Here is a 26,469-nt window from a genome sequence, read left to right on the forward strand (position 1 = left end):
CGTTTTATTATTTCACTAAAATTTAATGGGTATGGAGCAAAAACTACAAAATCAGGTAGCTATTATTACAGGAGCTAATAGCGGCATAGGTGCCGGCGTAGCTGCTGCATTAGCCGGCGCTGGTGCAACGGTTGTAATTAACTATCCTTTTCCTGCATTACAGCCCGCTGCTGAAGCGGTGTTAAAATCAATAACCGATCAGGGTGGTAAGGGTATAGTATATTGTTGCGATGTGAGTAAAGAGGATGAGGTACAACAAATGTTTGCAACAGTTGTTCGTCAGTTGGGTACCGTTGATGTTTTAGTGAATAATGCCGGAATACAAAAAGATGCTCCGTTTGAAGAGATGTCATTAGACCAATGGAATTTAGTGTTGGGCATTAATTTAACCGGACAGTTTTTATGTGCCCGTGAAGCCATTCGCGAATTCTTACGCCGTGGTATTGATACTTCAAAAAGTGCAGCAGCAGGAAAAATTATTTGTATGAGCAGCGTACACGAAGTAATACCCTGGGCCGGCCACGCCAATTATGCTACCAGCAAAGGTGGTATTATGATGTTAATGAAAAGCATTGCACAAGAGTTTGCACCTAAAAAAATTCGCATCAACAGTATTTGTCCGGGTGCTATTCAAACGCCTATTAATAAAGCGGCATGGGATACGCCTGAAGCTTTACAAAAACTGTTAACCCTAATTCCTTACCAGCGCATTGGGGAGCCCGATGATATTGCTAAAGCAGCAGTATGGTTAGCCAGCGATGACAGTGATTATGTTACCGGCACCTCTTTGTTTGTTGATGGCGGTATGACCTTATACCCAGGCTTTTCTACCAATGGATAATTTTTTAATCTTATTAAAAAATAAAAATATGAGTGTTGAACAGGAACGACTGAAAGATAAAAAATGGAAACATTGGGGACCTTATCTTTCAAACCGGCAATGGGGTACCGTTCGTGAAGATTATAGCCCCAATGGCGATGCCTGGAATTATATTTCGCACGATATGGCACGCAGTAAAGCGTATCGCTGGGGCGAAGAAGGTATTGCAGGTATTTCTGACGCGCAACAATTATTTTGTTTTTCAATTGGCTTGTGGAATACAAAAGATTCTATATTGAAAGAGCGTTTGTTTGGGTTAACCAATCAGGAAGGTAATCATGGTGAAGATGTAAAAGAGTTATATTATTTTTTAGATGCTACGCCTACACACAGCTATTTAAAAATGCTGTACAAGTATCCACAGGCTGCATTCCCTTATGAACAAATCATTAACGAAAACAAACAAAGAACCCGGAATGACCCGGAGTTTGAGTTAATAGATACCGGATTATTTAATAACAATGCCTACTTCGATGTTTTTGCGGAATATGCCAAAGCCAATGTAGATGATATTTTAATTCAAATTACAGTGCACAATCGTAATACAGAAGATGCCCGACTACATATATTGCCCACCATCTGGTTTAGAAATACCTGGTGCTGGGGCTATGATACGTATAAACCGCAACTCATTTCATCGAATAATGAAGAAATTATTATTGACCATCATCAACTTCCTAACTATAAACTGCACATTGAACAAAAAACAGATATTCTTTTCTGTGATAACGAAACCAATGTTGAAAGGCTGTATGGTGTGCCCAATACACAGCATTTTACCAAAGACGGTATTCACCGCTATATTGTGGAAGGGAATGAAAAAGCAGTAAACATTAATGGCTCCGGAACCAAGGCTGCAGTGCATTACAATACCAACATCAAAGCAGGGGAAAGTTATACCATAAAATTGCGGTTGGAAGCCCACCAAAGCAATCGGCCATTCCAGGATTTTGATGCTGTTTTTAAACAGCGGGTTCAGGAAGCCAATGATTTTTACAATGAATTGCAACAAGCCATTACAAACGATGAAGAAAAACTAATACAACGTCAGGCCCTTGCCGGAATGATTTGGAATAAACAATTTTATTATTACGATATTCCGCAATGGTTAAATGGCGATCCGGCCGAACCTCCGCCACCCGCCGAACGGTTAAAAGGCCGGAATGCAGATTGGAAACACTTAAACAATGCTGATATTATTTCTATGCCCGACACATGGGAGTACCCTTGGTTTGCCTCTTGGGACTTAGCTTTTCATACCATCCCTTTTGCTTTAATTGATTCCGGCTTTGCTAAACAACAATTAGAGTTGCTCACTAAAGAATGGTACATGAAACCGAATGGCCAGTTTCCGGCTTATGAATGGAATTTCAGCGATGTAAATCCGCCCGTACATGTCTGGGCTACCTGGCGGGTATATACTATTGACCAGCGCAATAACAATGGCAAAGGCGATATAGCTTTCTTGGAAACTGTTTTTCATAAACTGCTGCTCAATTTTACCTGGTGGGTAAACCGAAAAGATAAACAGGGCAACAACATTTTTGAGGGTGGATTTTTGGGTCTGGATAATATCGGGATTTTTGACAGGAGTGCTCCTTTACCTACCGGTGGTTATATAGAACAGGCCGATGGTACCAGCTGGATGGCTATGTATTCTTTATGTATGTTGCGTATTTCTTTGGAATTGGCATTGCACAATCCGGTGTATGAAGATATGGCTACCAAATTTTTTGAACACTTCCTGTACATTGCCGCAGCAATGGATAATATTGGCGATGAACAAAATGGTTTATGGGATGATACTGATCAGTTTTTTTACGATGCACTGCATTTGCCAGACGGGCAAAACATTCAACTGAAAGTGCGCAGTATGGTAGGAATTATTCCATTGTTTGCCGTGGAAGTATTAGATCATGCTACTTTAGAAGCCCTGCCTGGTTTTGCCAAACGGTTAGAATGGTTTTTGAACTACCGCCCCGATTTAGCTGCACTGGTTTCACGCTGGCAAGATAAGAGTGCCGATGAAAAACACCTGCTCTCTTTACTCCGTGGTCATAGAATGAAAAAGATACTGGAAAAAATGCTCGATGAAACCGAATTCTTAAGTCCTTATGGCATTCGGTCGGTTTCAAAATATCATGAACAGCATCCCTATATATTTGATGTAAGCGAAAATCGCTTTGAAGTGAAATACACACCTGCAGAATCTACCAGCGGTTTGTATGGCGGCAACAGCAACTGGCGAGGTCCGGTTTGGATGCCATTAAATTTTTTAATTATAGAAAGTTTGCAACGCTTTCATTTTTATTATGGCGATGATTTTAAAGTAGAATGCCCCAAGGGTAGTGGTAATTTTATTTCGCTCGATGCGGTAGCCGATCAATTATCGCAACGTTTAAAAGAATTGTTTCTGCCCGACCAAAATGGCCACCGGCCTTATTTGGGCGATAATGTGTTGCTGCAAAACGATACCCATTTTAAAAACTATTTATGGTTTCATGAATATTTTCATGGTGATGTAGGCAAAGGATTGGGCGCATCGCATCAAACCGGATGGACGGGACTGATTGCCAAATTAATACAACCCAAACGGCCATTGTTGCATCAATAAGCCGGCATCCGCATCGCACTACTATGGTGGCGAGGCATACCATGGGAGTACAAACTTTACTGCATGGCAAAAAAGAGTAGCAGTTTTTTAACTTTAATTTTTCTGCAAAGTATGGGTAATGGCTTTTTCCACCAATGTATCCATTACTTGGTAACCGGCTAGGGTGGGGTGTACGCCATCTAAAGTGTACCTGGCATCCAATCCTTTATCGGCATCCACCATTCGGGTATAAAAATTAACATACGTAAGGTGATGGGAGGTAGCATATGCTTCAATCATTTTATTCAGGGCAATCACCTTATCGGCAGGATAAATAGAAGGGCGCCAGGGGAAACGATTAGCGGGTAATACCGAACACAATATTACCTGAATATGGTGCACCCGGGCCAATTCAGCCATAGAGGCAATATTGCCCATGGTGGTAGTTAGTGCAATAGGTCCGGTATTTTCAGCAATATCATTAATACCGGCTAAAATAACCACAGCTGCCGGATGCAGATCAATCACATCTTGCCGGAAACGCAATAACATTTGCGGCGTGGTTTGTCCGCTAATACCCCGGTCAATATAATTAAGATGGGTTGCAAAGAAGCCACTGTCTCTTACTTTCCAAAACTCGGTAATGGAATTGCCCATAAAAACTACCCTGTCTTTTCCCGCCGGCGCTTCTTGCAGCAAAAGCAAAGCATTTTCCGCCGCATATTTTTGTAAGTTAGGCCAGTCTTGTACTTGGGAGTTTTTCTGGCTAAATACAAAGGTTTGTACCAATACAAAAAAAATGAGTAAAGTATATTTCATGTGTTTATTTTTAAATGATTACACAATAACCGGCACCTTACAGTAATCAACATCCATTCACTGCTGTCATATTCCTTAGCTTGCTTTTTCAAATGTAGGCAAGTAAAACGGGTAATCACAAATCATCAATAGGAAGAGTATATTTTTTGATATTGCTCAATGCCAGGGCAGGTAGCAAATCCGAACCTGCTTCGACCCATGTTCAACTCAACAGCGTTGCACAACGCTGTAAATAAGTACAGGCATTGAATCAGGTAACTGTTTGATAGGCATTATTTGTATTTGATTTTGTAACCCAAAATAATGGCCGAAAATAAAAGCGTAATAGCATTGGCAATGGTAACCGGTAGGCTATGGCTTAAAATGCCATAAATTAACCAGCACAAAGTGCCAAAAGTAAATAAGGCATACATACCCAACGATATACCCGAAGTATTTTTGGTTTGAATGGTTTTAATGGCCTGCGGTATAAAGGAAGCAGTAGTGCCAAAAGCAGCTATTAAACCAATAATAGTAATATAATTCATGCCGGTATTTTTAAGCAAAATACACTAAAAAATACAGGCGTGAAAGGTTTAATTGCTACCTGCATACAACCAGATACGAATAAATTACAACTGCTGCCAGGCTTCTAAAACCTGAGCCGTGTGGTTTTTAGTATCGGGCTTATCGATAATGCCTGCAATATTACCCGACTCATTAATTAAAAAAGTAGTGCGTTGTATGCCCATATATTCCCTTCCCATAAATTTTTTCAATCCCCAAACACCGTATTTTTCAGCAATGCCATGGTCGGTATCGGCAATTAAAGGAAAGTGTAAGTCGAATTTTTCTTCAAATTTTTTGTGGCTTTTAACATCATCGGGACTTATACCAATTACAGCATAGCCTTTTTGAAGCAGTTCGGTGTAATGGTCGCGTAAATTACAAGCTTGTGCCGTGCAGCCGGGTGTATTATCTTTCGGGTAAAAGTACAGCACTACTTTTTTACCTTTAAAATCACTTAATGCAACTGTTTCATTATTTTGGTTGGTACCACTAAATGCGGGTGCTTTTTTTCCAATAGTCGGTTTAGTCATCTTACAATCAATTTTTCTTTCAATAATGCAATTTGCAGTAAAATGTTCAAGTATATGCGATTTACCATAACGAATGGATGTAAGTGCCTCAGAGCAAAATTGTTTTTCTATACATGTAATTCATAAGATTATTTCAAAAATTACTTTCGCTCTAAATATTTACATAAGTTAAAAAAATATAAATATATACAGAGCCGATTAGCATTAAAAAAGAAAAATATTTCAATTCTTTGAACTTAATAAGACTATTAAGGAATAGCAATGAAAGAATTTTTTTAATCAATGAAGATATTATATAAAATTAGTTGATAACTCATGCCTTCTTCATATTTTTAAATATTAATCTAAATATAATAGGTAATACTAATATTGTAACCCAAAAGGCAACATTGTTAGAAAAAAAATATGCAACTAATCTATTTAATGTAAAGAAAACTATGAATAATATAGAAAATAATAAAATTTTTTTTATCATAAAATTAAAGTTTATTGGTAATAAAAAATTCAATTAATACTCCAAGAATGACAACAAAATATCCAAAAAATATTTCTTTAATTAATTTAGAACATTGAAAGTCATTATTCTTAATATCATTAAATTCTTCAAATAAAATTATGGAAATTTTTGTAGAAATATTCGTTACAATAATAATCCAAAATATTTCAAAAAAAACATGAGGTGAAAATAAACTGATAGCATTTACTAAGTTTGATTTATACATTGTTGTTTTGAATACAGTTCCCCAAAAAAATGAGTTATATGCAACAAGAGGATATAGTGAAATATTAAATGATAGAAATCCAAATAATAATACTAAATAATATCCTGAATTATTGATTAATAAACTTTTAAATGAAAGCGTATTTAATGATAAATTTTTGAAATGAAAATTTATGTTTTTTAAGCTAAAAAAGCCAATGAAAAAAAATACAATAATTACAATTAAAATAATTAATTTATTGTATTTATTAGTCAATAATAAAAACTTATACATTTCAAATTTGTAATAGGTTACTAAAAATAGTTTTCAATAATAACAATAATATTGTTGGCAAAGTAGCTATTACAAAGCTTTTAGGTAAAGAAAATTTGTCTGAATTATATATTCCTAAACTTATTAAAATCAAAACCAATGATTCACCTGATTTGCCAAGCCAATTGTAAAATATTGATTTTTCATATGTGATGTTGAAGTCTGTTAAAGATTTATAGTTTACTACAAAAAAATAATTTATTGTAATTGAAATTATCGTTAGAACAACAAATCCTATATATGAAAATCCTACAATTTTTAAATATGCGTTGAGTGGTTTTTCTGATCCAAATATGACCGCCAACATATAAATTAATATTGCTTGAATACAAAACCCACCAAATTGGGTTATAATTATTGATGTAACATTAAGAGCTTTTACTATTCGAATAATATTTTCAATATTAATATCGCCATCTGTCTTAATCTTGTTCATGATTATGTAAGAATTTGCTACTGCAAGCAAAACATTTAAAACTAGAATAGCCAATATATAATATTTGTACTTAGTTTCATTTAAATATCTATCTGAATATGATAAAATTAAATGAATAATCTTATGTGGATTATTATTTTTATTTTGAATTATATAATCATTTTTGTCATCTACAACGAATAGCATAAGTAGAACGAATATTAATGATACAATTGAAAATATATTAATGTTATTGTTCCCGAATATAAATAGTAACATCCACATTATAGAGTTGTAAATCAAAAAAAACAATAACGATATTGATATTTTGTATTTCATATTTTATATATATTAAAAAAAGTTAGAGAAAGTATATCTTATACTTTCTCTAAACTATCATATGACTAACCCGCCAGCAAAATTCCTGCTACTAATTGAATTCCGCACAGAAGCTCTAATGCAGCACCTGCACTAACAGCAGTAGTGACAATTGCAGCACCATCGGCGCTAGCATAACCGTGATTTGCTGCAATTTGCCAGGCATCTGAACCTTTTACCGACAAACTTGCCAAAAGTGGTAATGCAACGATAGCGATTAGAAAAATCATTAATGCCATAAATCGTTTTTTCTTTATTTTTTTTGGAATCATTAATGTTAAATTAGATAACAATAACCAATTCATAATATTCAATTTTTGATATAATCCCCCCTGCCTAACACTCATGGGGTCAGATATTCAGCGGTTTTTTAAACTGCTTTTCTGCAGAGGAATACATCTACCCATTATATGGCCATTATAATAAGCAGGCATTCCCTTTTTTTACCGGTAAATACTATTTGTTTGCGTACATCAAATAATAGAACACAAACATAATGTGTAGTATTATAATAAACAAGCGTATTTCTACGCAATTTTTTTAAAAAATCTAAACAAATTTTCTAATTAGTTTTCTTTTACATAATATTGGAATATTAAATGTATTTCTGTATGGCTACCCCTTTTTCCGCAGCCATTGTTGATGACCGTTTGCGAGTTTTGGAATTAGTGAAAGCCAATCTCCAGAAAATAAAAAATTGTTCCATTCTTTTCACCCATACCAACCCTTATCATTTTTTTGAACATTTAAATCCCCCCCCCCGTTATTTACCCGATATTGTTATTATCGATTGCCAAATGCTCGAAATTGATAGCATGACATTAAGTCGTTTAATGAAACTGTTTTTCCCTTCCATTCAAATAAATGTTTCCGGCTTCTTGTTTGAATCGGATGTGGTGGAACTGATGACATTTGTACCATTGCCTTAATTGCCAATGGGTCTTTACAAATGTTGAACAATTAAAGCTTCCAATCTAAATAAATAAAAGTTGTAGTATAATCGTTCATAATAATTAAAAAAAATAATTATTAATTGGCCTAAAAAGATGCTTCATAAAAATTGTAATTATTCATACAACTAAATGAATAAAAAAAGGGGGTTGCAGGCATTTTTTTCATTTCATACAAATTTTAAACTACCGCATGGTTTGAATGCCTTACATTTGCGCAATTTGTTTTTACCATGCCAAAAGATACCTCTATTCAAACCGTGTTAATTATTGGTTCTGGTCCCATTATTATTGGCCAGGCCTGCGAATTTGATTATTCCGGCTCACAAGCTGCCCGAAGTTTAAGGGAAGAGGGCATAAGAGTAGTGCTGATAAACAGCAATCCCGCTACAATTATGACCGATCCTATGATGGCCGATAAAGTGTACCTGTTGCCACTTACGGTAGAAAGTATTGAGCAAATTTTATCTGAAAACCAAATTGATGCGGTACTGCCCACTATGGGGGGACAAACTGCACTGAATTTGTGCAAGGAAGCCGAAGAATTGGGTGTGTGGGAAAAATTTGGTGTACGGTTAATTGGGGTAGATGTAGCCGCCATTGATACAGCCGAAGACCGCGAAAAATTCAGGCAGCTAATGGGTAAAATTGGCATTAAAGTAGCCCCCAGCCATGTAGCCAATAGCTTTTTAGAAGGAAAAGAGTTTGCACAACAAATTGGTTTCCCCTTAGTTATCCGCCCTTCATTTACACTCGGCGGCACCGGCGGCAGTTTTGTTCATTCCAAAGATGAGTTAGATGCTGCTTTAGAACGTGGCCTGAAAGCTTCGCCCATACACGAAGTTTTGGTAGAAAAAGCAGTATTGGGCTGGAAGGAATATGAATTAGAATTGTTACGTGATAAGAACGATAATGTAGTGATTATTTGTACAGTAGAAAACGTTGACCCCATGGGGGTGCATACCGGCGACTCCATCACAGTAGCTCCGGCCATGACCCTCAGCGATACTGCTTTTCAGGATATGCGCAATCAGGCTATGTTAATGATGCGCAGTCTTGGTAATTTTGCCGGTGGCTGTAATGTGCAGTTCGCCCTTAATCCGCAAAATGAAGAACTGATTGCGGTAGAAATTAACCCAAGAGTGAGCCGATCTTCTGCTTTGGCTTCAAAAGCTACCGGTTATCCTATTGCAAAAATTGCAGCCAAATTAGCCATTGGTTATACATTAGATGAACTCAAAAATCAAATTACACAAACCACTTCTGCCTATTTTGAGCCGGCATTAGATTACGTAATTGTAAAAATACCCCGTTGGAATTTCGATAAATTTAAAGGCGCCAATGACACCTTGGGCTTGCAAATGAAAAGTGTAGGTGAAGTAATGGCCATTGGTCGTAGTTTTAATGAAGCCATCCAAAAAGCTTGTCAGAGTTTAGAAAATGAAGCCGTTGGTTTGGGCTATTATGGCAAAAGCTTAATGAAGAGTGATGAGATAGTGGAATATATTAAAACGCCAAAATGGGATCGAATTTTTAGAATTAAAGATGCTTTAATGCAGGGCGTTACCGTTAAAACCATTGCACAGGCAACCGGTATTGACCGTTGGTTTATTTACCAGATAGCTGAAATATGTAAAATAGAAAAAGAACTCAGTAATTACAATTTAGAATCTTTGCCGGATGAATTATTACGGAAAGCGAAAATAGAAGGTTTTAGTGATGCCCAAATTGCTAAAATTTTACAGGGCAATACCCATGATGAAGCAGTGTATGAAAAAAGAAAAGCACTGGGCATTACCAGAAGTTATAAAATGGTAGATACCTGCAGCGCAGAATTTGAAGCCAAAACTCCCTATTTCTATTCTACTTTTGAACGCTGATACGTTTATATTTCCTTAAAATTTGCTATATATGCAAGGTTACTTCTGCCGAAGTGGCCTTTTTTGTTGTTTTAGTAGGAACTTCGTACTTTAAATAACAGGTTTGTTGTTATATCCTTTCTATGAGTGCATCTTCACAAGTTTTTCAAACCACCAATACAACCCGCTGGCAAAGGTTTAAATGGCTGGGCAGGTTATTGTTGTTTATTCTAATCATTTTTGGACTTATATTTTCTATTGCGGTTCATGTAATTAGTAAACAAAATCCTACCATTCCTTTGGAAGGCCGGGCAGTAAAAAAAGTGCTTGCAGGCGATGTTCCTGCCTATCGGCAAAGTAATCTGGCAAAAAAATACCGGGGTTTTCGTTCTATGATCAATGTAAAATGGGCAGCGGGCAGGGGCTGTGGCCAGGCAGATACGGTATTGAATTTATCTAAAAACAACGATTTTAGCGATAGTTTGGGTATACGGGCTGCTTTTTTTGTAAACTGGGATGCGCAGTCTTATTTTTCGCTTAAAAAAAATATTTCCAAACTAAACCTGGTATTGCCCGAATGGCTGTTCATTGATCCCAAAGCCGATACCCTTTTTTCTGTGATGGAGCCCCGGGTGCTGGAATTAATCAAAACCTCCGGTGTTAAGGTAATGCCCATGCTTTCCAACAATTACAATGGGGTATTTACCGGTAAGGCACTGCACAGGATTTTAAATGACCCTACTAAATCAGACAGGCTGGTTCAGGATGTAGCACGCTTTCTGGTAAAAAATAATTTAGCTGGTATTAATGTGGATTTTGAAGATTTGAATGAAAAAAACAATGATGTATTAACCAATTTTGAAAAAAAATTATATACCACCCTGCACGATTTAAACCTGCTGGTTACGCAAAATGTTTCGCCTTTTAATGAAGATTATGATTATGCTCAATTAGCTAAGTACAATGATTATATTTTTTTAATGGCCTATGATGAGTTTAATGATGGTACGAAACCCGGTCCTATCTGTTCTCAAAAATGGATAGAATCTGCGGTAGATGATTTGGCAAAAAAAGTAGATCCTTCTAAAATAGTTTTAAACCTTGCTGCATTTGGTTACGACTGGACTAAAAAAGGCAAAACCATCCCCGTTACCTATCAGGAAGCGTTGGCCACTGCAAGAGAAAGTGATGCTACCATTGATTACAACAACGATACCTATAATTTGAATTACAGTTATTATGATGATAAAAATGTAATTCATGAAGTGTATTTTACAGATGCAGCTACCAATTTTAATTCCCTTCGTTTTGCTACGGAATATGGACTGGCCGGAACTGCGCTCTGGCGTCTTGGTAGTGAAGACAGCCGGGTTTGGGAATTTTATAATAAGCCCATGAATAAGGCTGCGCTGCATAATTTCGATTTTAAAGCATTGACAGATGTTCCCTCAATGGCTACGCCGGATTTTATTGGGCAGGGCGAAATATTGGATATGCTTTCCACACCAACGGATGGGCATATTACACCCGAAATTGATTCTTCGGCAATGCTCATAAGTGAAGAACAGTATGACAAACTCCCTTCAACTTATGTGGTAAAAAAATATGGTCAGTCGTCCGAAAAAAAATTAGTGCTCACCTACGATGACGGCCCGGATCCAAAATATACACCTGAAATATTAGACACACTGGCCTATTACCATGTACCTGCCGCATTTTTTATGATTGGCATTAATATGGAGAACAATATTCCATTAGTAAAAAAAATATTTAGCGAAGAGCATGAAATCGGTAACCATACTTTCACCCATCCCAATATGGCCGAGGTAAGCAAAAAAAGAGCTTATCTTGAAATGGATGCTACCCGGCTTTTGTTAGAGTGTATTACGGGGCATAGTACTATTTTGTTTCGGGCACCTTATAATGCCGACAGCGATCCGGAAAAATATGAAGAAATGGTACCGGTGGCTTTAAGCCGAACACGGCATTACATCACTATTGGCGAAAGTGTTGATCCCGAGGACTGGGAACAGGGCGAAATACCCCATTTTAATGCCGATACCATTTTTAACAGAGTGGTTTCTATTTACAATCAGCACTTGGCCAATGGCGACAGTTCTAACATCATATTATTGCATGATGCCGGTGGCGATAGAAGGGCTACCGTAAAAGCAACGGGTATGATTATCCGCTACTTTCAAAGTAAGGGATATACCTTTACTACCATTGCCGATTTATTGCATAAAACACATGCCGATTTAATGCCCCGTGTACCCAAAGGAAGCGGCTATCGGTTAATACAATTCAATTATTTCCTGGCCGAAACAGGTTTTATAGTTGGGCAGATATTGTACGTGTTATTCCTCACCTTTATGGTGCTGGGTGCTATTCGTTTACTGTCTTTGGCCATACTTACCATACTTGAAAGGCGAAAAGAAAAAATACCACTGGGCACATTTACAAGTTTCCCTAAAGTATCTATTATTGTACCGGCTTATAATGAAGAAGTAAATGCAGTTAGTTCGCTGCAAAATTTATTAAAATGTACTTATCCTGATTTTGATATTGTTTTTGTAGATGATGGCAGTAAAGATGCCACCTATGAAAAAGTAGTGGCTGCTTTTCAACAAAACAAAAAAGTAAAAATATTTACCAAGCCCAATGGCGGCAAAGCTTCTGCACTGAATTTTGGCATAGCGCAATCTGATGCCAGGTATGTGGTTTGTATTGATGCAGATACCAAATTGTTGCCCGATGCAGTTGAAAAATTAATGCAACATTTTACCAATCCTGCTGTTGGCGCTGTAGCCGGTTCTGTAAAAGTGGGCAACACAATTAATTTGTTAACCAAATGGCAAAGCATTGAATACATTACCAGCCAGAATTTTGACAGGCGTGGTTTTGCCTACGCAAACGCAATTACTGTTGTGCCGGGTGCCATCGGAGCATTCAGAAAAAAAGCCATTGATGAAGCAGGTGGATTTACAACTGATACCCTTGCTGAAGATTGCGATTTAACCATCCGTATTTTAAAAGCAGGTTATGTAATTGACAATGAAGCCCAAGCCATTGCTTTAACCGAAGCACCCGAAACATTGAAAGAGTTTTTTAAACAACGTTTCCGTTGGACATTCGGTGTGATGCAAACTTTCTGGAAACACAAAGATGCCTTGTTCAATAACCGGTACAAAGGTTTGGGCTGGATAGCATTACCCGATATTCTGATATTTAAATACATTATACCCCTGTTTTCACCGCTGGGCGATTTGTTTATGTTGCTGGGCCTGTTTACAGAAAACAGAAGCAAAATTGCTGTGTATTACCTGATTTTTTTGGTGGTAGATGCACTAATTGCAGTGCTTGCTTTTGCTTTTGAAAAGGGAAATATGTTAAAGTTATTTTGGATTATTCCGCAACGCCTTATTTATCGTTGGTTAATGCTCATCATTTTATTTCGTTCATTCAGGCGGGCATTAAAGGGCGAATTACAGCATTGGGGTGTATTGAAAAGAACAGGCAATGTAAAAGATATTTCTTTAGCTGATGCTACTTAAATAATATTTGCATGCCGGAATTATCCTTAATTTTTTCATTTTACACCTTGCCATATTTGCCTTACCTTGCAAACCACTTTAAAATAAGCATAAGCTAAAAGAGAAATTGCTATTGTTGGAGTTTTTCTACAGCTTATAAAGTAAAACAATTTATCGATGAAATTGAAAGACATTCAGTTACAGAATGAAAAGGAAACAAGAGCAGGTTTTGGCGAAGGCATTTACGAAGCAGGTAAAGCCAATAATAAAATTGTAGTATTGACTGCAGATTTGGCCGGCTCAATGAAAATTGCTCCTTTCATCAAAGAGTTTCCGGAACGATTTGTGCAATGTGGTATAGCCGAAGCTAATATGATTGGTATTGCAGCCGGATTAACCATTGGCGGTAAAATTCCTTACACTACTACTTTTGCCAATTTCAGTACCGGAAGGGTATATGATCAGATTAGACAGAGTGTAGCCTACAGTAATAAAAATGTGAAAATTTGCGCATCACATGCCGGTTTAACACTGGGTGAAGATGGTGCCACACACCAAATATTAGAAGATATTGGGTTAATGAAAATGTTGCCGGGTATGACGGTGATTGTACCCTGCGATTTTAATCAGACAAAGGCCGCAACCAAAGCCATTGCAGATTATGAGGGGCCGGTTTATTTAAGATTCGGCCGCCCCAAATGGCCCAATTTTACCAAAGCAGATGGCAGTGATTTTGTGATTGGTAAAGCACAGGTATTAAGTGAAGGTGCCGATGTTTCTATTTTTGCCTGTGGCCATATGGTTTGGAAAGCTATTGAAGCAGGCCGAATGCTGGAAGAAAAAGGGATATGTGTTGAATTGATAAATATACATACTATTAAACCTTTGGATGAAGCGGCAGTCTTGCAATCTATTACCAAAACAAAATGTGCCGTAACAGTAGAAGAGCACAATATTATTGGCGGCCTGGGCGATTCTATTGCACAGGTGGCTGCCAAACATTTACCTATTCCTATTGAATATGTAGGCACCAAAGATACTTTTGGCGAAAGTGGTACACCCATGGAATTATTGCAGAAATATGGGTTAGATGCCCCGCATATTTTTGCTGCGGTTGAAAAAGTATTGCAACGCAAAAATGGTTAATCAATCCTATTGTTTAAAATATACAAAGCCTTCAACAATAAATGAAGGCTTTTTTGTATGCTTTAGTTAAAGAATGATAGCTTTTTTGGTGCATATACTGCTATTCAATTCATTATCTGCTCAACGAATCAATTCCAAAATCGTCGGCCTGATGTATAAAATGATAATGTTCATAAATATTTCATACTTGAATATTTACAAGAGCAGGAAGTATGCCTTTTTTATAAAAGAGCGTCAATTTTTTGGGATAGGGTATGGTCTTTTTCAGTTACCACATCACCCGCATCATGGGTATTGAGCCAAATTTCAACCGTGTTCCAAACATTCGTCCATCGTGGATGGTGGTTCATTTTTTCGGCTTCAATAGCCACCCGTACCATAAAAGCAAATGCTACAGAAAAATCGGCAAATTGAAATTTTCTGTATAAATGATTGTTGCTTTCCTGCCACATAATTGTAGTTTTATTAGATTAAATAATCAGGTTGCTGATATTTTTAATTTGCTCCTGTGGTATTTCCAATACTAACTGCACATTGCCTAATTTTTTGATGCTATCCATCATACGGTTGCATCTTTCATCATCTATTCTGTCGCCTTTCATTAACCATATAAAATCCAAATGCTTTAGTTCAGGTAATAAAGCTTCTCCGTCGCACTGGTTATGGTACAAATAATGCACTAAGCTGCCTTCATGTTGGCCAGATATGTAAAGATTGAAATGATAGGCTCTGTTTTTTTTGTGCATTTCAATAGGTGCATCTGTATATAAAAAAAAATTAAAGCCTAAAAAGTTATTCAGCATCCAGATAAAATAATAATTCTTTACCGGCGCCATGATGCCTACTATTTTGGTATCATCAAAAAAATCATGATTCAACTGGCTGATATCTAACTTCTGTTTTATCATGGCCATATTAATAGATGTTTTTTTGTGTTACAGTTTACTGTTATTGTTTACCTGTATTGCCAGAATATGTGTTTGTATATCTTGTATCATTTGCTGTATTACCAACGTTTTTTCTGAACTGCTATTGGTTAAACTTTGTTTTGTGAACAAATATTGTATGCCGGGTATAATGGTGAATGGGTATTCGGCGCTTTTTTCAGCTGTAGTGATTTCATCAGGTTCGCCAATAGAAATATTTAAATGCCTGCTGTAATAGCCGTTATTGGTTGTTTGTGCAGTTGTAGTACTATCAGTAGATGCAGTATTTATTTCAATTGCATATTGCCAATGAATATTGCCAGTGGTAGTGGCTGTTTGTAATAATCCGGTTTTGGCCAATGTATAATGCTGGTAGGGCTGATACACTATTACATAATTCAGCCTATTTTGCTTTTTAAGTACATCTGTTAGGCTTAGCATAGTAGCCAATCCTTCAATCGGTTGCCGTGTATACAGCAACAACGTACTGTCTGCATGGTGGTTAATGATTGCAACATAATTTACAGAACGAAATATTTTGGGTTGTATGTGAACAGAAACATCAATATCTATTGTATTCAATTCAGCTGCATTGCATTTTTTCCATCCTGATGGGGTAATATAAACAATAGGAATGGGCAGTACTGAATCTTTTTTAAAAGCTTTAAATGCAACTGCATCTAGCAAAGTGGGGTCAGTGTTGTAAAACAATAAAGCAGTAGCCCCTTTTGCAACAGCTCGTTTTGATTCACTGATGCAATATTCCGCGCAATCAAACTGTTGATCACCGGCATGTTCACTGATAATATCTGCCAAATTTCTGAACCAGGGCGCTCCATTTTCATTCAATGCAGGTGCAGCTGAACCGCTAATGTGCCTATTTGAACTGTAATGCAGTGGAAAAAAATCAGTGCCGGCTTGTAACTGTACCCCATTTAAGGAGAGATAGGTATTGGGGTTTTGATAATCATTCCCCTCATGAATGGAAAAGCTATCTGTAAAGGTACTGTTATGCAAAGGGGTTGCGCCTTTCTGCTCCATAAAAGCTTGAAAATATCCGGCTATACTTTGCGGTTCTATTGCATGCAATTGTATTAAATGATGCATCACTTCAGTTTTCAATTGAGCCGCAGCCGCTTTTTCTTCTCTTAATTTCTTTCTTTTGAATTGTGCTTGTGTGGCCGATGGGAAAAAAAGTACCCCTACAATCATTATGCAAACAATAGGTGGTGTTTTTTCAAAAGGCCATAAAATTATTTTTTCCAAAATCGTTGAATAGTTTTGAAGGTGACAGGATGCTTTCAGATAAAATCGTATACAAAAGTAACAGGCATCAGCAATTTGTGTACTAAGGTGTATAAATATTCTTTTCCCAACCTCGAAACAGCATAGCTTTGGCTACCGTTAATTTTGCTTACTTATACATGCACGTGAAGCAACAACAATTATTACGCATCGCTTTAGTAGGAAATCCAAACAGTGGAAAAACCTCTTTGTTTAATGCATTAACCGGCTTAAACCAAAAGGTAGGTAATTTTCCGGGGGTAACGGTTGATAAAAAAACCGGGATATTGGATATTGACGGGTCATTAAAGGCTGAATTGATTGATTTGCCGGGCACTTATTCATTGTATCCAAGAAGGGCAGATGAATGGGTGGCCTATAAAGTGCTCATGAATGCTGATGTAGATTTGAATGCAGATATTATTGTGCTGGTAGCCGATGCCAGTAATTTAAAACGAAATTTTCTATTCTGTTCACAAATCATCGATTTAAAAAGGCCGGTGGTAGTGGCATTAACCATGAACGATCTGGCAGCCAAAAAAGGAATTAAAATTGATGTGGCAGGCATTGAAGCTGATTTAGGTGTGCCTGTTGTGCCTGTTAATCCAAGAAAAAATAAGGGGCTGGCACATTTACGAAAAGTGATTGGAATGGTAGCCAAACAACAATATTCCATTCCATCCCGCGATTTTATAGATAATAAAAACGTTGCCAGCAATGCTATTGAATCTGTACAACAGTTGTTCCCACAGTTAAGTGATTATGCGGCCATCCATTTTTTAATTAATCACGAAAATTTCCCTTTACCGCAGCACCTGCAGGAAGCAATAGAAGATATTGAACAAAAAAACAATTTTAATCCTACCAAAACACAGGCAGAAGAAATTTTAAAACGATACCAGCGCATCAAACAAATACTGCAAAAAAATGTGGTAGAGCCCGATCCGTTAGAACAAAAGTTATTTACCAATCATTTAGACAATATTTTTTTGCATCGGGTTTGGGGCTATTTAATTTTACTAATTGTACTGTTTCTTCTGTTTCAAAGTATATTTTGGCTGGCTCGTTACCCAATGGATGGAATTGAATGGTCATTCACTCAATTGAGTCATTATTTAAGTAATACATTGCCGGATGCTTGGTGGAGTAATTTATTGATTAATGGAATAGTGGCAGGGATGAGCGGAATTATGGTATTTATTCCACAAATCATGATTTTATTTGGATTAATTACCATTTTGGAAGATTCCGGCTATATGGCGCGAATTAGTTTTTTGAGTGATAAATTAATGCGGAAGGTTGGTTTGAATGGGAAAAGTGTAATGCCCATGATTAGCGGATTTGCCTGCGCGGTTCCTGCAATCATGAGTACGCGGAACATTGAAAATAAAAAAGAAAGGCTCTTAACCATTATGGTTACCCCGTTAATGAGTTGCAGTGCCCGCTTGCCGGTGTATACCATTTTAATTTCGCTGGTTATAAAAAATACTTATTATTTCGGATTCCTCAGTTTACAAGGCTTGGTAATGATGGGGTTATACCTGCTGGGTTTGGTAATGGCTTTAATTGTAAGTGCTGTATTGAAAGGCTTTATTAAGATGAATGAAAAAAGCTTTTTTATTTTGGAATTGCCTATTTACAGGGCACCCCGTTGGAAGAATGTTGGCATTACTATGGTTGAAAAAGCAAAGATTTTTGTGCGGGATGCCGGAAAAGTAATTATGATCATCAGCTTGTTGCTCTGGTTCTTAAGTGCTTATGGTCCGGGTAAACAAATGCAACAGTTAGATGCACAATATACCACTTTAATACAACAGCAACCACAGCAGGAGGCAGCACTGCAAAGAGAGCTGGCTTCACTAAAATTACAACATTCCTATGCCGGAATTTTGGGTAAAACCATTGAGCCTGTTATCCGCCCTTTGGGTTTTGATTGGAAAATTGGCATTGCTTTAATTACCTCTTTTGCGGCACGGGAGGTTTTTGTGGGAACAATGGCCACTTTGTATTCAGTAGAAGAAGGGAAAGAAGATGTTTCACTGCGTGAAAAAATGCAGCAGGCTAAGTATTCAGATGGCAGTAAAGTGTACACATTGCCTGCAGGAATATCATTAATGGTGTTTTATGTACTGGCAATGCAGTGCATGAGCACACTGGCTGTTGTAAAACGTGAAACCCGCAGTTGGAAATGGCCGGTTATTCAGTTTGTATACATGACGGGACTGGCCTATATAATGAGTTTCATTGTTTACCACATTTTTTAATGATAATAATCCCACAATAGTTTAGAAATCTTTCGGGTTAATTCCCAGGCTTCATTATTGGGTTCCCAGCTTTGGTCGCTATTATGGTTGGTGCAAATACAAAAAATATAGCTTGCTTTTTTGCCATTCACAAATAGTACTTCACTTCGGCTGGCATCTACGGCGTCATGTTATCAAATTTAATAACTGTCAGATTAAGTTTTAACTATTACCAATAATTTTTGAATAACTAATGGGGGGGATACTTAGTTCAGCATTCTGTATTCGTTTGGGGATTGCCCAACCCGTTGTTTAAACAAACGGTTAAAATGCTGGGGATACTTAAAGCCTAAATCATAGGCAATTTGACTGATTGATTTACTATGGTCAAATATTCTTTCTTTTGCCACATCAATTACTTTTGATTGTATATATTCCTGTGCTGTTTGGCCTGTTTCTTTCTTTATCAAATCGCCAAAATAGTTTGCTGATAAATGTACCTCGCCGGCACAATAAGCTACTGAAGGCAAACCAATGGTTTGTGGCTTATCAGATTGAAAATATGCGTTCAATACTTTTTCAAACCTTTCTAAAATGCCTTTATGTACATTGTCACGGGTAATAAATTGCCTGTCGTAAAAACGGGTACAGTAGTTCAAAAACAGTTCAATATTCGACACAATCAATCTTTTACTGTGTTTGTCAATGGCATGTTCTAATTCATATTCAATTTTTGAAAAACAATCCAATACAATTTTCCTTTCTCGTTCTGATAAATGTAATGCTTCATTCGATTGATAGCCGAAGAAAGAATAGTCTTGAATATGTCGGCCAAGCGAAATGCCATGAATTAAATCAGGATGAAATGCAAGTCCAAAGCCTTTGGGCTGGTATGTTTCAGCATTGCTATCGATCCCGGCAACTTGTCCCGGTGCAATGAATACCAGGGTGCCTTCCTGGTAATCGTAAGTATGCCGCCCATAATGCAAATCACCGCATTTTATATCTTTTAGCAAGATAGTATAAAAGCCAAAATACATTCTGGAACCTTGTCTTGGTGCTGCCTTTGAAAAATCAATCACACTAACCAGCGGGTGGAGTGTTTCAGTATTGTTGAAAGCATTGTAATCGCTAATTGTATCAAATCGGCGTAGTTTATCCATAACACTATTGTTTCATCAAATGTAAAATTACTGATTTATGCTTCTGTTATTGAGTGTGTATTGCATCATCAGTAATATTGGTACAGCGATCCGTAATCTATATACCATTCATGCAAAAAAATACGAAGACCTTTGCATAAACATTAAAATTGAATGATGCAAAAAAGAAAATTAGGAAATGAAGGACTTGAAGTTTCTGCAATTGGTTTGGGTTGTATGGGAATGAGCTTTTCCTATTATCCATTTCCGCAAAAAGCAGATGCCATTCATCTTATTCGCAAAGCAGTAGAGCAAGGTGTTAATTTTTTTGATACTGCTGAAGTATATGGGCCTTATAGTAATGAGGAACTGGTTGGTGAAGCGCTTGAACCTTACAAGGGCAAAGTTATCATTGCAACAAAATTTGGTTTCAATATTCAGAATGGTAAAATGGCGGGTGTAAACAGTAAACCGGAACAAATAAAAAAAGCGGTTGAAGGTTCTCTCAAAAGATTAAAGGTTGATGTGATTGATTTATTATATCAGCATCGTGTTGATCCCAAAGTGCCGATTGAAGATGTTGCCGGAACTGTGAAGGATTTAATTAAAGAAGGCAAGGTTAAATATTTTGGTTTATCTGAAGCAGGTGCCCATACCATTCGCCGTGCACATGCTGTGCAAACTGTAAGTGCATTACAAAGTGAATATTCACTATGGACAAGACAACATGAAAAAGAAATTATTCCAACCATTGAAGCATTGGGAATTGGGTTGGTTTCGTTTAGTCCGCTTGGAAAAGGATTTCTTACCGGGAAGATAGACGCAAATACAAAATTTGAAGCAGGCGATTTTCGTAATCATCTTCCAAGATTTACGGAAGAAGCTCGTAAAGCAAATGCAGCGTTGCTGGATGTAATCGAAAAATTTGCACAACAAAAAAATGCTACGCCTGCACAAATTGCACTGGCATGGGTACTTGCCCAAAAGCCTTGGATTGTACCCATTCCGGGAACAACAAAATTGCATCGTCTTACAGAAAACAATGGTGCAGCTGCTATTGCGTTTACAGCAGCAGAATTGAATGCAATAGAAGAGGCTTCTGCACAAATAAAAATTTTGGGTGATCGGTATCCTGAAATGTTGGAAAGAGCAACAGGGTTGTAAAGTATACAATAAATTTTATAACTGTTCATCAATTTGTACCCATTATATGCAACGAATTACTGTTTAAAATGATCATGTATAAAACGATGGTTATGCAAAAAAAGTTTTATTAGCATGCATTATAATGGTATGCATGAGCAATTTTTGCAAAAAAGCGGTTGGAACCAATAACAATATAATAGGGCAATGGCAATGGAAGTATTCCATTGGCGGTATTGCTGTACAAACAATTACAGCTTCGGATACCCATGTTATATTAACTTTTCAACAAGTCTCTACTTATACGCTTTCCGAAAATGGCACCATACAATCAAATGATCAATTTTTTATTACTTATGACAGTACTTATAAAAAATTGTACATCTCCTCAATTTTACATCCGGCAAGCTATGGTTTGGGCCAAATGGAACAGCTTTTTCTATTCAAAATAATCAATTGATTTGTGATGATCATCCGGTATCGGACGGATATCGGCATTTTTTTCAAAGAATAAAATAAATGCATTCAGCAATGCATAGAAATGACAATGAACCAACTCTCATCAGCGTAAATTAGCTTTATCTGCGGGAGATGATTTTTCCGATGAATCCGCAGATGAACTACAGAATAGGTTGATTTTAAAAATAAGTAAAAAATTTTCTGTGTAATCCTCTGTTACCGTTGTGGTTTATTTTTTCACGCAAAGCCCGCAAAGTATAGGCGCAAAAGGCAGGGAGTTGGATTAAAATGTAAATGATTGATCCATCAGCGCTATCTGCGGAAGATTTTTTTCCCGCTGAACTCGCAGAAAAATGCAGAAAAATTATTTGATAAAAAATAGTGATGTCATTTTTGAATTTGTCTATCATTAATTGTAGATTCATCAAAATAAATGAAAGAAATTTTGCCTAACATAATTATTTGTGTGCTGTTGGCCTCATAGGAACCAACAATCAACTTAAGTTTACTATCATCTTTATTGCAGCATGGGCGTATCAATTGATCGATAGCTTTTTCTTATCTACCTACTCTTAATTAAATTTTTGTGCAGATGATTTGTTCATTACTTTGCATGCTTCAAAAAAAACAATGCATACTTAATTTAAATAATTAATAAAATTAATACATTTAAAAGATGAACGAATCAATAGCGCATATAAAAAAGGCAATAGAGCCTTACAGACAACAAATCATGCAGCATAAAGTATATGCAGCCATTAGGAATACGGATGACCTGAAGGTTTTTATGCAGTATCATGTTTTTGCTGTTTGGGACTTCATGTCATTATTAAAAACATTACAAAATAATTTAACCTGTACTGTCATCCCCTGGTTTCCCAAAGGTGCTGCTGATACAAGATACCTTATCAATGAAATAGTAGTGGGGGAAGAGTCTGATATGGATAGTTTTGGCCATAGAAAAAGTCATTTTGAACTTTATTTGGATGCCATGCAGCAATGTGGCGCCGATACTAAGCCAATGGAAACATTTATCCGCGTGTTAAAAAATACCGGTAATATGGTTACTGCATTTGCAGCAGCTGAGGTGCCATCAGCAGCACGTGAATTTGTTGACTTTACATTTGAAATCATTAACAGCCAAAAAGATTATTTGCAATCAGCCATCTTTACATTTGGGCGCGAAGATTTAATTCCGGGGATGTTTGTTTCAATGGTTAATGATATACATAAAAACTTTCCACAAAGTATCTCAATTTTCAAATATTATCTGGAAAGGCACATTGAAGTTGACGGCAACCACCATAGCCAGCTTGCCCTGCAAATGACAACAAACTTATGTGGTACTGATGAACAACGTTGGAAAGAAGCAGAACAGGCAATTATTACCTCTTTACAAAAGCGTATAAGCCTGTGGGATGGTGTTTATAAACAAATAATAGCACCAACAACAACTGCCAGCTTAAACGTTGTAAAAGCAGAATAATGGTGCAGGTAAGCTGAAATGCTTCAGACATAAATAATAAATAATGGTTTGCTATCGTGATAACCGTTAATATTACCAACCATTCATTTTTAAAGGTATTGATTTCGGAATGAATGTTATATTCAATTGCTGTTAAAAGGATAAAACCCTAAATAAAAGTTTTGTGTTATATAGTCACAATAGTAGGAACAATAATACTAAAGTTGACAAAAAAAACAAAAGAAAGGCTAATCGATAACACATGTATGGCTTGATTTGATTTAGGGTAAAATTGCAGAGATGAAATTTTAATAGAAAGTTATAATATATTTGTATTCAAATAGTTCTTTACTACATTTCTTCATCAAACGGAAAAGGTTTTACTTAACGTAAATTAATAGGGAATTGTGTGCAAATCACAAACTGTCCCGCAACTGTAAGTAACGTTAAATTTTTACCCTTGTGTATCCACTGTTTTGCCTTGAGCGAGATGGGAAGGACGGTAAAAATGTTACAAGTCAGGAGACCTGCCTTTACCGTGTTGACAATGCTTTCGTGGAATGAAGCAGACAGTCAGAATTGATGTGCCCATTATTTTGCAGGATTATTGACTCTTGCAGGATTCATTGTGTGCATACCATTTCTTTCACTTCTTCTACAAAACATTATGAGGTTTAGCAAAAGAGCTTTAAACTGATTTCATCATTTTAAAAGCATCAAAAAATGCAAACACACAACTTAGGCTACCCGAGGATAGGCAGCCAACGTGAACTCAAAAAAGCTTCCGAGCAATATTGGTCGGGCAAAATTCCTGTACAGCAATTACTGCAAACAGGTAAAACCATTCGCCAGCAAAACTGGCAATTACAAAAAGAATTAGGTATTGACCTGATACCTTGCAATGACTTTTCTTTTTACGACCATGTATTGGATATCAGCTTAATGGTTGGAGCAATTCCGGAAAGGTATCATTCATTGATGGAAACGAAACAATTGCCAGACATTGATTTGCTTTTTGCAATGGCAAGAGGTTACCAAAAAGATGGCTATGATGTTACTGCCATGGAAATGACTAAGTGGTTCGATACCAACTATCATTACATTGTTCCTGAATTTACTGCCACTCAAAAATTTACTTTATATTCAAATAAAGTGTTAAATGAATTTTTAGAAGCAAAAGCAAATGGTATTCAGGCAAAGCCTGTACTACTGGGGCCAGTATCTTACTTACTTTTGGGTAAGGAAAAAGGAGAAGGCTTTCACAGGCTTGAACTCATCGAAAGACTGTTGCCTGTTTATTTGGAAATATTGAAAAAATTAGATGATGCTAATGCCCACTATATCCAATTTGATGAACCTTGTTTAGCACTTGACTTGAGCCAATCAGAACAACAAATTATTGTAAAAACATATCAGAAAATAAAGAATAAATTACCCGGCCTTCATATAATTTTAACAAGCTATTTTGAATGTTATGGGCAAAATCTACAAACCGTATTAAGCCTTCCTGTGCAAACAATACATCTTGATTTGGTACGCTGCCCATCACAGTTAGACGATATCTTAGCAACTGATTTTGTGAAAACAAAAACCAATCTTTCATTAGGCTTAGTGGATGGCAGAAACATTTGGAAAAATGATTTTCAGCAGTCGCTTGCATTAATTGATAAAGCAGTTAAAATAATTGGAGTAGAAAGGATTTGGATTGCTCCTTCTTGTTCATTAATCCATTCACCTTGCGATCTGGAATTAGAAACAAACAATAAAACATTAAAACCTGAAATTAAACAGTGGCTTGCCTTTGCAAAACAAAAAATTGACGAAGTGGTAACGCTGAAACAATTGGCAAATAAGGAACATCAGGCAGATGCAATTTTAAAATTGCAGGAAAATATGGAGGCACATCAAAGTAGGAAAATATCAACTCTTATTCACAATCAGAGCGTAAAACAACGTGTTGCTGCTATTACTGAAAAAGATACACAGCGCTTCAATGATTTTTCTTTGAGAAAAATTAAGCAACGTAAAGCCTTGCAATTACCCATGTTCCCCACTACTACTATCGGTTCATTTCCACAAACTGCCGAGGTAAGAAGTTGGAGGACTAAGCTTAAAAAAGGCGAAATTACACAAGAGCAATACGATGATTTAGTTGCAAAAGAAATATCAGAGGCCATCCGTTGGCAGGAAGCAATGGGTATTGATGTATTGGTGCATGGAGAATTTGAACGCAATGATATGGTGGAATACTTTGGTGAACGATTAAACGGATTTGCATTTACCCAAGACGGCTGGGTACAAAGCTATGGCAGCCGTTGTGTAAAGCCACCAATTATTTATGGCGATGTAAGCCGCCCTGCACCAATGACATTGCGGTGGACTTCTTACGCTCAATCGTTAACCCAAAAATGTGTTAAAGGAATGCTTACAGGCCCTGTTACTATTTTGCAATGGAGTTTTGTTCGTAATGATCAACCACGCAGTGAAACCTGTAAACAGATTGCTTTTGCCATCCGTGATGAAGTAATGGATATGGAAAAAGCAGGTATAAAAATTATACAGATAGATGAACCAGCCATTCGTGAAGGGTTACCATTACGAAAAGAAAATTGGCAGGAATATTTACAATGGGCTGTTGGAGCATTCCGAATATCGGCAAGTGGTGTACATGATGAAACACAAATTCATACACATATGTGCTATTCTGAATTTAACGACATCATTCAAAATATTGCCGACATGGATGCTGATGTGATTACAATTGAATGCAGTCGTTCACAAATGGAATTACTGGATGCTTTTGCCGATTTTAAATATCCCAACGAAATTGGTCCCGGTGTTTATGACATTCATTCGCCAAGGGTTCCTTCTAAAGCAGAAATGATAGCATTAATGGAAAAAGCAAAAGCGTTTATACCTGCTGAGAAACTATGGGTAAATCCTGATTGCGGTCTGAAAACAAGGCATTGGGATGAAACAAAAAAAGCATTGGTAGAAATGGTAAATGCTGCAAAAGAGTTGCGATTATCTGTCCATCAACCTAAAAATTGATAATTTGATAATTAGGTAATTGCATACTGTAATTACCTAATTATAACTTATTAAATAATTAAATATTATT

Annotated in this window: 21 protein-coding genes and 1 riboswitch; of the genes, 11 read left to right on the forward strand and 10 right to left on the reverse strand. The window is 36.7% G+C overall.

All coding sequences use genetic code 11. The features are described 5' to 3' along the window. The first annotated feature begins 31 nt into the window (after positions 1-31). Both AC3QLY_RS06250 and AC3QLY_RS06255 read left to right on the forward strand, forming a co-directional pair. A complete protein-coding gene (locus tag AC3QLY_RS06250; protein ID WP_492990977.1) occupies positions 32-841 on the forward strand; it encodes a glucose 1-dehydrogenase in 810 nt (269 codons plus the stop codon). Positions 842-869: 28 nt separating this feature from the next. Beyond that, positions 870-3,494, forward strand: a complete 2,625-nt coding sequence (locus tag AC3QLY_RS06255) for an MGH1-like glycoside hydrolase domain-containing protein (RefSeq protein ID WP_492990979.1) — start codon at positions 870-872, stop codon at positions 3,492-3,494. A 93-nt stretch (positions 3,495-3,587) separates the two neighbouring features. Here the strand turns inward: AC3QLY_RS06255 and AC3QLY_RS06260 are convergent, their stop codons facing one another. The 6 genes from AC3QLY_RS06260 to AC3QLY_RS06285 form a co-directional block, all read right to left on the reverse strand. Then, entirely contained in the window at positions 3,588-4,292 is a 705-nt protein-coding gene (locus AC3QLY_RS06260; protein ID WP_228733245.1) for a GDSL-type esterase/lipase family protein, read from the reverse strand. Positions 4,293-4,564: 272 nt separating this feature from the next. Next, the gene (locus AC3QLY_RS06265) at positions 4,565-4,819 is read right to left on the reverse strand and encodes a SemiSWEET transporter (RefSeq protein WP_492990982.1); all 255 of its coding nucleotides are present in this window, start codon (positions 4,817-4,819) and stop codon (positions 4,565-4,567) included. Between the two features lie 84 nt (positions 4,820-4,903). Continuing rightward, positions 4,904-5,371, reverse strand: a complete 468-nt coding sequence (gene bcp / locus AC3QLY_RS06270) for a thioredoxin-dependent thiol peroxidase (RefSeq protein WP_492990984.1) — start codon at positions 5,369-5,371, stop codon at positions 4,904-4,906. A gap of 479 nt (positions 5,372-5,850) precedes the next feature. Continuing rightward, on the reverse strand, positions 5,851-6,366 hold the full coding sequence (locus AC3QLY_RS06275) for a stage II sporulation protein M (RefSeq protein WP_492990985.1): 516 nt from the start codon (positions 6,364-6,366) through the stop codon (positions 5,851-5,853). 1 nt (position 6,367) lies between these two features. Beyond that, positions 6,368-7,027 carry a hypothetical protein gene (locus tag AC3QLY_RS06280; protein WP_492990987.1) on the reverse strand — a complete coding sequence of 220 codons (660 nt, stop codon included), beginning with the start codon at positions 7,025-7,027 and terminating at the stop codon, positions 6,368-6,370. Positions 7,028-7,224: 197 nt separating this feature from the next. Then, the gene (locus AC3QLY_RS06285; protein ID WP_492990989.1) at positions 7,225-7,503 is read right to left on the reverse strand and encodes a hypothetical protein; all 279 of its coding nucleotides are present in this window, start codon (positions 7,501-7,503) and stop codon (positions 7,225-7,227) included. Positions 7,504-7,809: 306 nt separating this feature from the next. Here AC3QLY_RS06285 and AC3QLY_RS06290 point away from each other — a divergent pair, with 306 nt between their 5' ends. The 4 genes from AC3QLY_RS06290 (at position 7,810) to AC3QLY_RS06305 (ending at position 14,686) form a co-directional block, all read left to right on the forward strand. After that, positions 7,810-8,127, forward strand: coding sequence for a response regulator (locus tag AC3QLY_RS06290; RefSeq protein WP_492990991.1), 318 nt, complete (start codon positions 7,810-7,812; stop codon positions 8,125-8,127). Positions 8,128-8,381: 254 nt separating this feature from the next. Then, positions 8,382-10,028, forward strand: a complete 1,647-nt coding sequence (gene carB, locus AC3QLY_RS06295; RefSeq protein ID WP_492990993.1) for a carbamoyl-phosphate synthase large subunit — start codon at positions 8,382-8,384, stop codon at positions 10,026-10,028. 122 nt (positions 10,029-10,150) lie between these two features. After that, entirely contained in the window at positions 10,151-13,561 is a 3,411-nt protein-coding gene (locus AC3QLY_RS06300; RefSeq protein ID WP_492990995.1) for a trifunctional glycoside hydrolase family 18/polysaccharide deacetylase/glycosyltransferase family 2 protein, read from the forward strand. 156 nt (positions 13,562-13,717) lie between these two features. Further along, a complete protein-coding gene (locus tag AC3QLY_RS06305) occupies positions 13,718-14,686 on the forward strand; it encodes a transketolase family protein (protein ID WP_218331733.1) in 969 nt (322 codons plus the stop codon). A gap of 221 nt (positions 14,687-14,907) precedes the next feature. Here AC3QLY_RS06305 and AC3QLY_RS06310 read toward each other — a convergent pair whose 3' ends face one another. The 3 genes from AC3QLY_RS06310 to AC3QLY_RS06320 are packed head-to-tail and all read right to left on the reverse strand — an operon-like array spanning position 14,908 to position 16,878. Then, positions 14,908-15,138, reverse strand: a complete 231-nt coding sequence (locus AC3QLY_RS06310; protein ID WP_218331798.1) for a 4a-hydroxytetrahydrobiopterin dehydratase — start codon at positions 15,136-15,138, stop codon at positions 14,908-14,910. A gap of 18 nt (positions 15,139-15,156) precedes the next feature. Further along, positions 15,157-15,600: an IPExxxVDY family protein gene (locus AC3QLY_RS06315; protein WP_228733248.1), complete on the reverse strand. Its 444-nt coding sequence runs from the start codon at positions 15,598-15,600 to the stop codon at positions 15,157-15,159. A gap of 21 nt (positions 15,601-15,621) precedes the next feature. Continuing rightward, positions 15,622-16,878 (reverse strand): hypothetical protein, encoded by a 1,257-nt coding sequence (locus AC3QLY_RS06320; protein WP_492990998.1) that lies wholly within the window; start codon positions 16,876-16,878, stop codon positions 15,622-15,624. Between the two features lie 128 nt (positions 16,879-17,006). Between AC3QLY_RS06320 and feoB the strand changes: the two genes are divergently transcribed. Continuing rightward, complete coding sequence (feoB, locus tag AC3QLY_RS06325; RefSeq protein WP_228733249.1) at positions 17,007-19,160, forward strand: ferrous iron transport protein B; 2,154 nt, start codon at positions 17,007-17,009, stop codon at positions 19,158-19,160. A 245-nt stretch (positions 19,161-19,405) separates the two neighbouring features. Here feoB and AC3QLY_RS06330 read toward each other — a convergent pair whose 3' ends face one another. Continuing rightward, positions 19,406-20,302 carry a helix-turn-helix domain-containing protein gene (locus tag AC3QLY_RS06330; protein ID WP_074421027.1) on the reverse strand — a complete coding sequence of 299 codons (897 nt, stop codon included), beginning with the start codon at positions 20,300-20,302 and terminating at the stop codon, positions 19,406-19,408. A 153-nt stretch (positions 20,303-20,455) separates the two neighbouring features. Between AC3QLY_RS06330 and AC3QLY_RS06335 the strand changes: the two genes are divergently transcribed. The 4 genes from AC3QLY_RS06335 to metE all read left to right on the forward strand — a co-directional run bounded on the left by AC3QLY_RS06335 (position 20,456) and on the right by metE (position 26,399). Next, positions 20,456-21,445: an aldo/keto reductase gene (locus AC3QLY_RS06335; protein ID WP_492991001.1), complete on the forward strand. Its 990-nt coding sequence runs from the start codon at positions 20,456-20,458 to the stop codon at positions 21,443-21,445. A gap of 133 nt (positions 21,446-21,578) precedes the next feature. Beyond that, positions 21,579-21,884, forward strand: a complete 306-nt coding sequence (locus AC3QLY_RS06340; RefSeq protein WP_492991003.1) for a hypothetical protein — start codon at positions 21,579-21,581, stop codon at positions 21,882-21,884. Between the two features lie 675 nt (positions 21,885-22,559). Continuing rightward, a complete protein-coding gene (locus AC3QLY_RS06345) occupies positions 22,560-23,369 on the forward strand; it encodes a DUF3050 domain-containing protein (protein ID WP_288072711.1) in 810 nt (269 codons plus the stop codon). Between the two features lie 337 nt (positions 23,370-23,706). Continuing rightward, positions 23,707-23,897: riboswitch (cobalamin riboswitch) on the forward strand. Positions 23,898-24,071: 174 nt separating this feature from the next. Continuing rightward, positions 24,072-26,399, forward strand: coding sequence for a 5-methyltetrahydropteroyltriglutamate--homocysteine S-methyltransferase (metE, locus tag AC3QLY_RS06350; protein WP_288072713.1), 2,328 nt, complete (start codon positions 24,072-24,074; stop codon positions 26,397-26,399). Positions 26,400-26,469: the final 70 nt, after the last annotated feature.

The sequence above is a fragment of the Hydrotalea sp. GW822-HT8A01 genome, from assembly GCF_058798575.1.

Coding starts and splice junctions, on each gene's coding strand:
- AC3QLY_RS06250 (WP_492990977.1), top strand. CDS start 32: ATGGAGCAAAAACTACAAAATCAGGTAGCTATTATTACAGGAGCTAAT.
- AC3QLY_RS06255 (WP_492990979.1), top strand. CDS start 870: ATGAGTGTTGAACAGGAACGACTGAAAGATAAAAAATGGAAACATTGG.
- AC3QLY_RS06260 (WP_228733245.1), bottom strand. CDS start 4,292: ATGAAATATACTTTACTCATTTTTTTTGTATTGGTACAAACCTTTGTA.
- AC3QLY_RS06265 (WP_492990982.1), bottom strand. CDS start 4,819: ATGAATTATATTACTATTATTGGTTTAATAGCTGCTTTTGGCACTACT.
- bcp (WP_492990984.1), bottom strand. CDS start 5,371: ATGACTAAACCGACTATTGGAAAAAAAGCACCCGCATTTAGTGGTACC.
- AC3QLY_RS06275 (WP_492990985.1), bottom strand. CDS start 6,366: ATGTATAAGTTTTTATTATTGACTAATAAATACAATAAATTAATTATT.
- AC3QLY_RS06280 (WP_492990987.1), bottom strand. CDS start 7,027: ATGCTATTCGTTGTAGATGACAAAAATGATTATATAATTCAAAATAAA.
- AC3QLY_RS06285 (WP_492990989.1), bottom strand. CDS start 7,503: ATGAATTGGTTATTGTTATCTAATTTAACATTAATGATTCCAAAAAAA.
- AC3QLY_RS06290 (WP_492990991.1), top strand. CDS start 7,810: ATGGCTACCCCTTTTTCCGCAGCCATTGTTGATGACCGTTTGCGAGTT.
- carB (WP_492990993.1), top strand. CDS start 8,382: ATGCCAAAAGATACCTCTATTCAAACCGTGTTAATTATTGGTTCTGGT.
- AC3QLY_RS06300 (WP_492990995.1), top strand. CDS start 10,151: ATGAGTGCATCTTCACAAGTTTTTCAAACCACCAATACAACCCGCTGG.
- AC3QLY_RS06305 (WP_218331733.1), top strand. CDS start 13,718: ATGAAATTGAAAGACATTCAGTTACAGAATGAAAAGGAAACAAGAGCA.
- AC3QLY_RS06310 (WP_218331798.1), bottom strand. CDS start 15,138: ATGTGGCAGGAAAGCAACAATCATTTATACAGAAAATTTCAATTTGCC.
- AC3QLY_RS06315 (WP_228733248.1), bottom strand. CDS start 15,600: ATGGCCATGATAAAACAGAAGTTAGATATCAGCCAGTTGAATCATGAT.
- AC3QLY_RS06330 (WP_074421027.1), bottom strand. CDS start 20,302: ATGGATAAACTACGCCGATTTGATACAATTAGCGATTACAATGCTTTC.
- AC3QLY_RS06335 (WP_492991001.1), top strand. CDS start 20,456: ATGATGCAAAAAAGAAAATTAGGAAATGAAGGACTTGAAGTTTCTGCA.
- AC3QLY_RS06340 (WP_492991003.1), top strand. CDS start 21,579: ATGAGCAATTTTTGCAAAAAAGCGGTTGGAACCAATAACAATATAATA.
- AC3QLY_RS06345 (WP_288072711.1), top strand. CDS start 22,560: ATGAACGAATCAATAGCGCATATAAAAAAGGCAATAGAGCCTTACAGA.
- metE (WP_288072713.1), top strand. CDS start 24,072: ATGCAAACACACAACTTAGGCTACCCGAGGATAGGCAGCCAACGTGAA.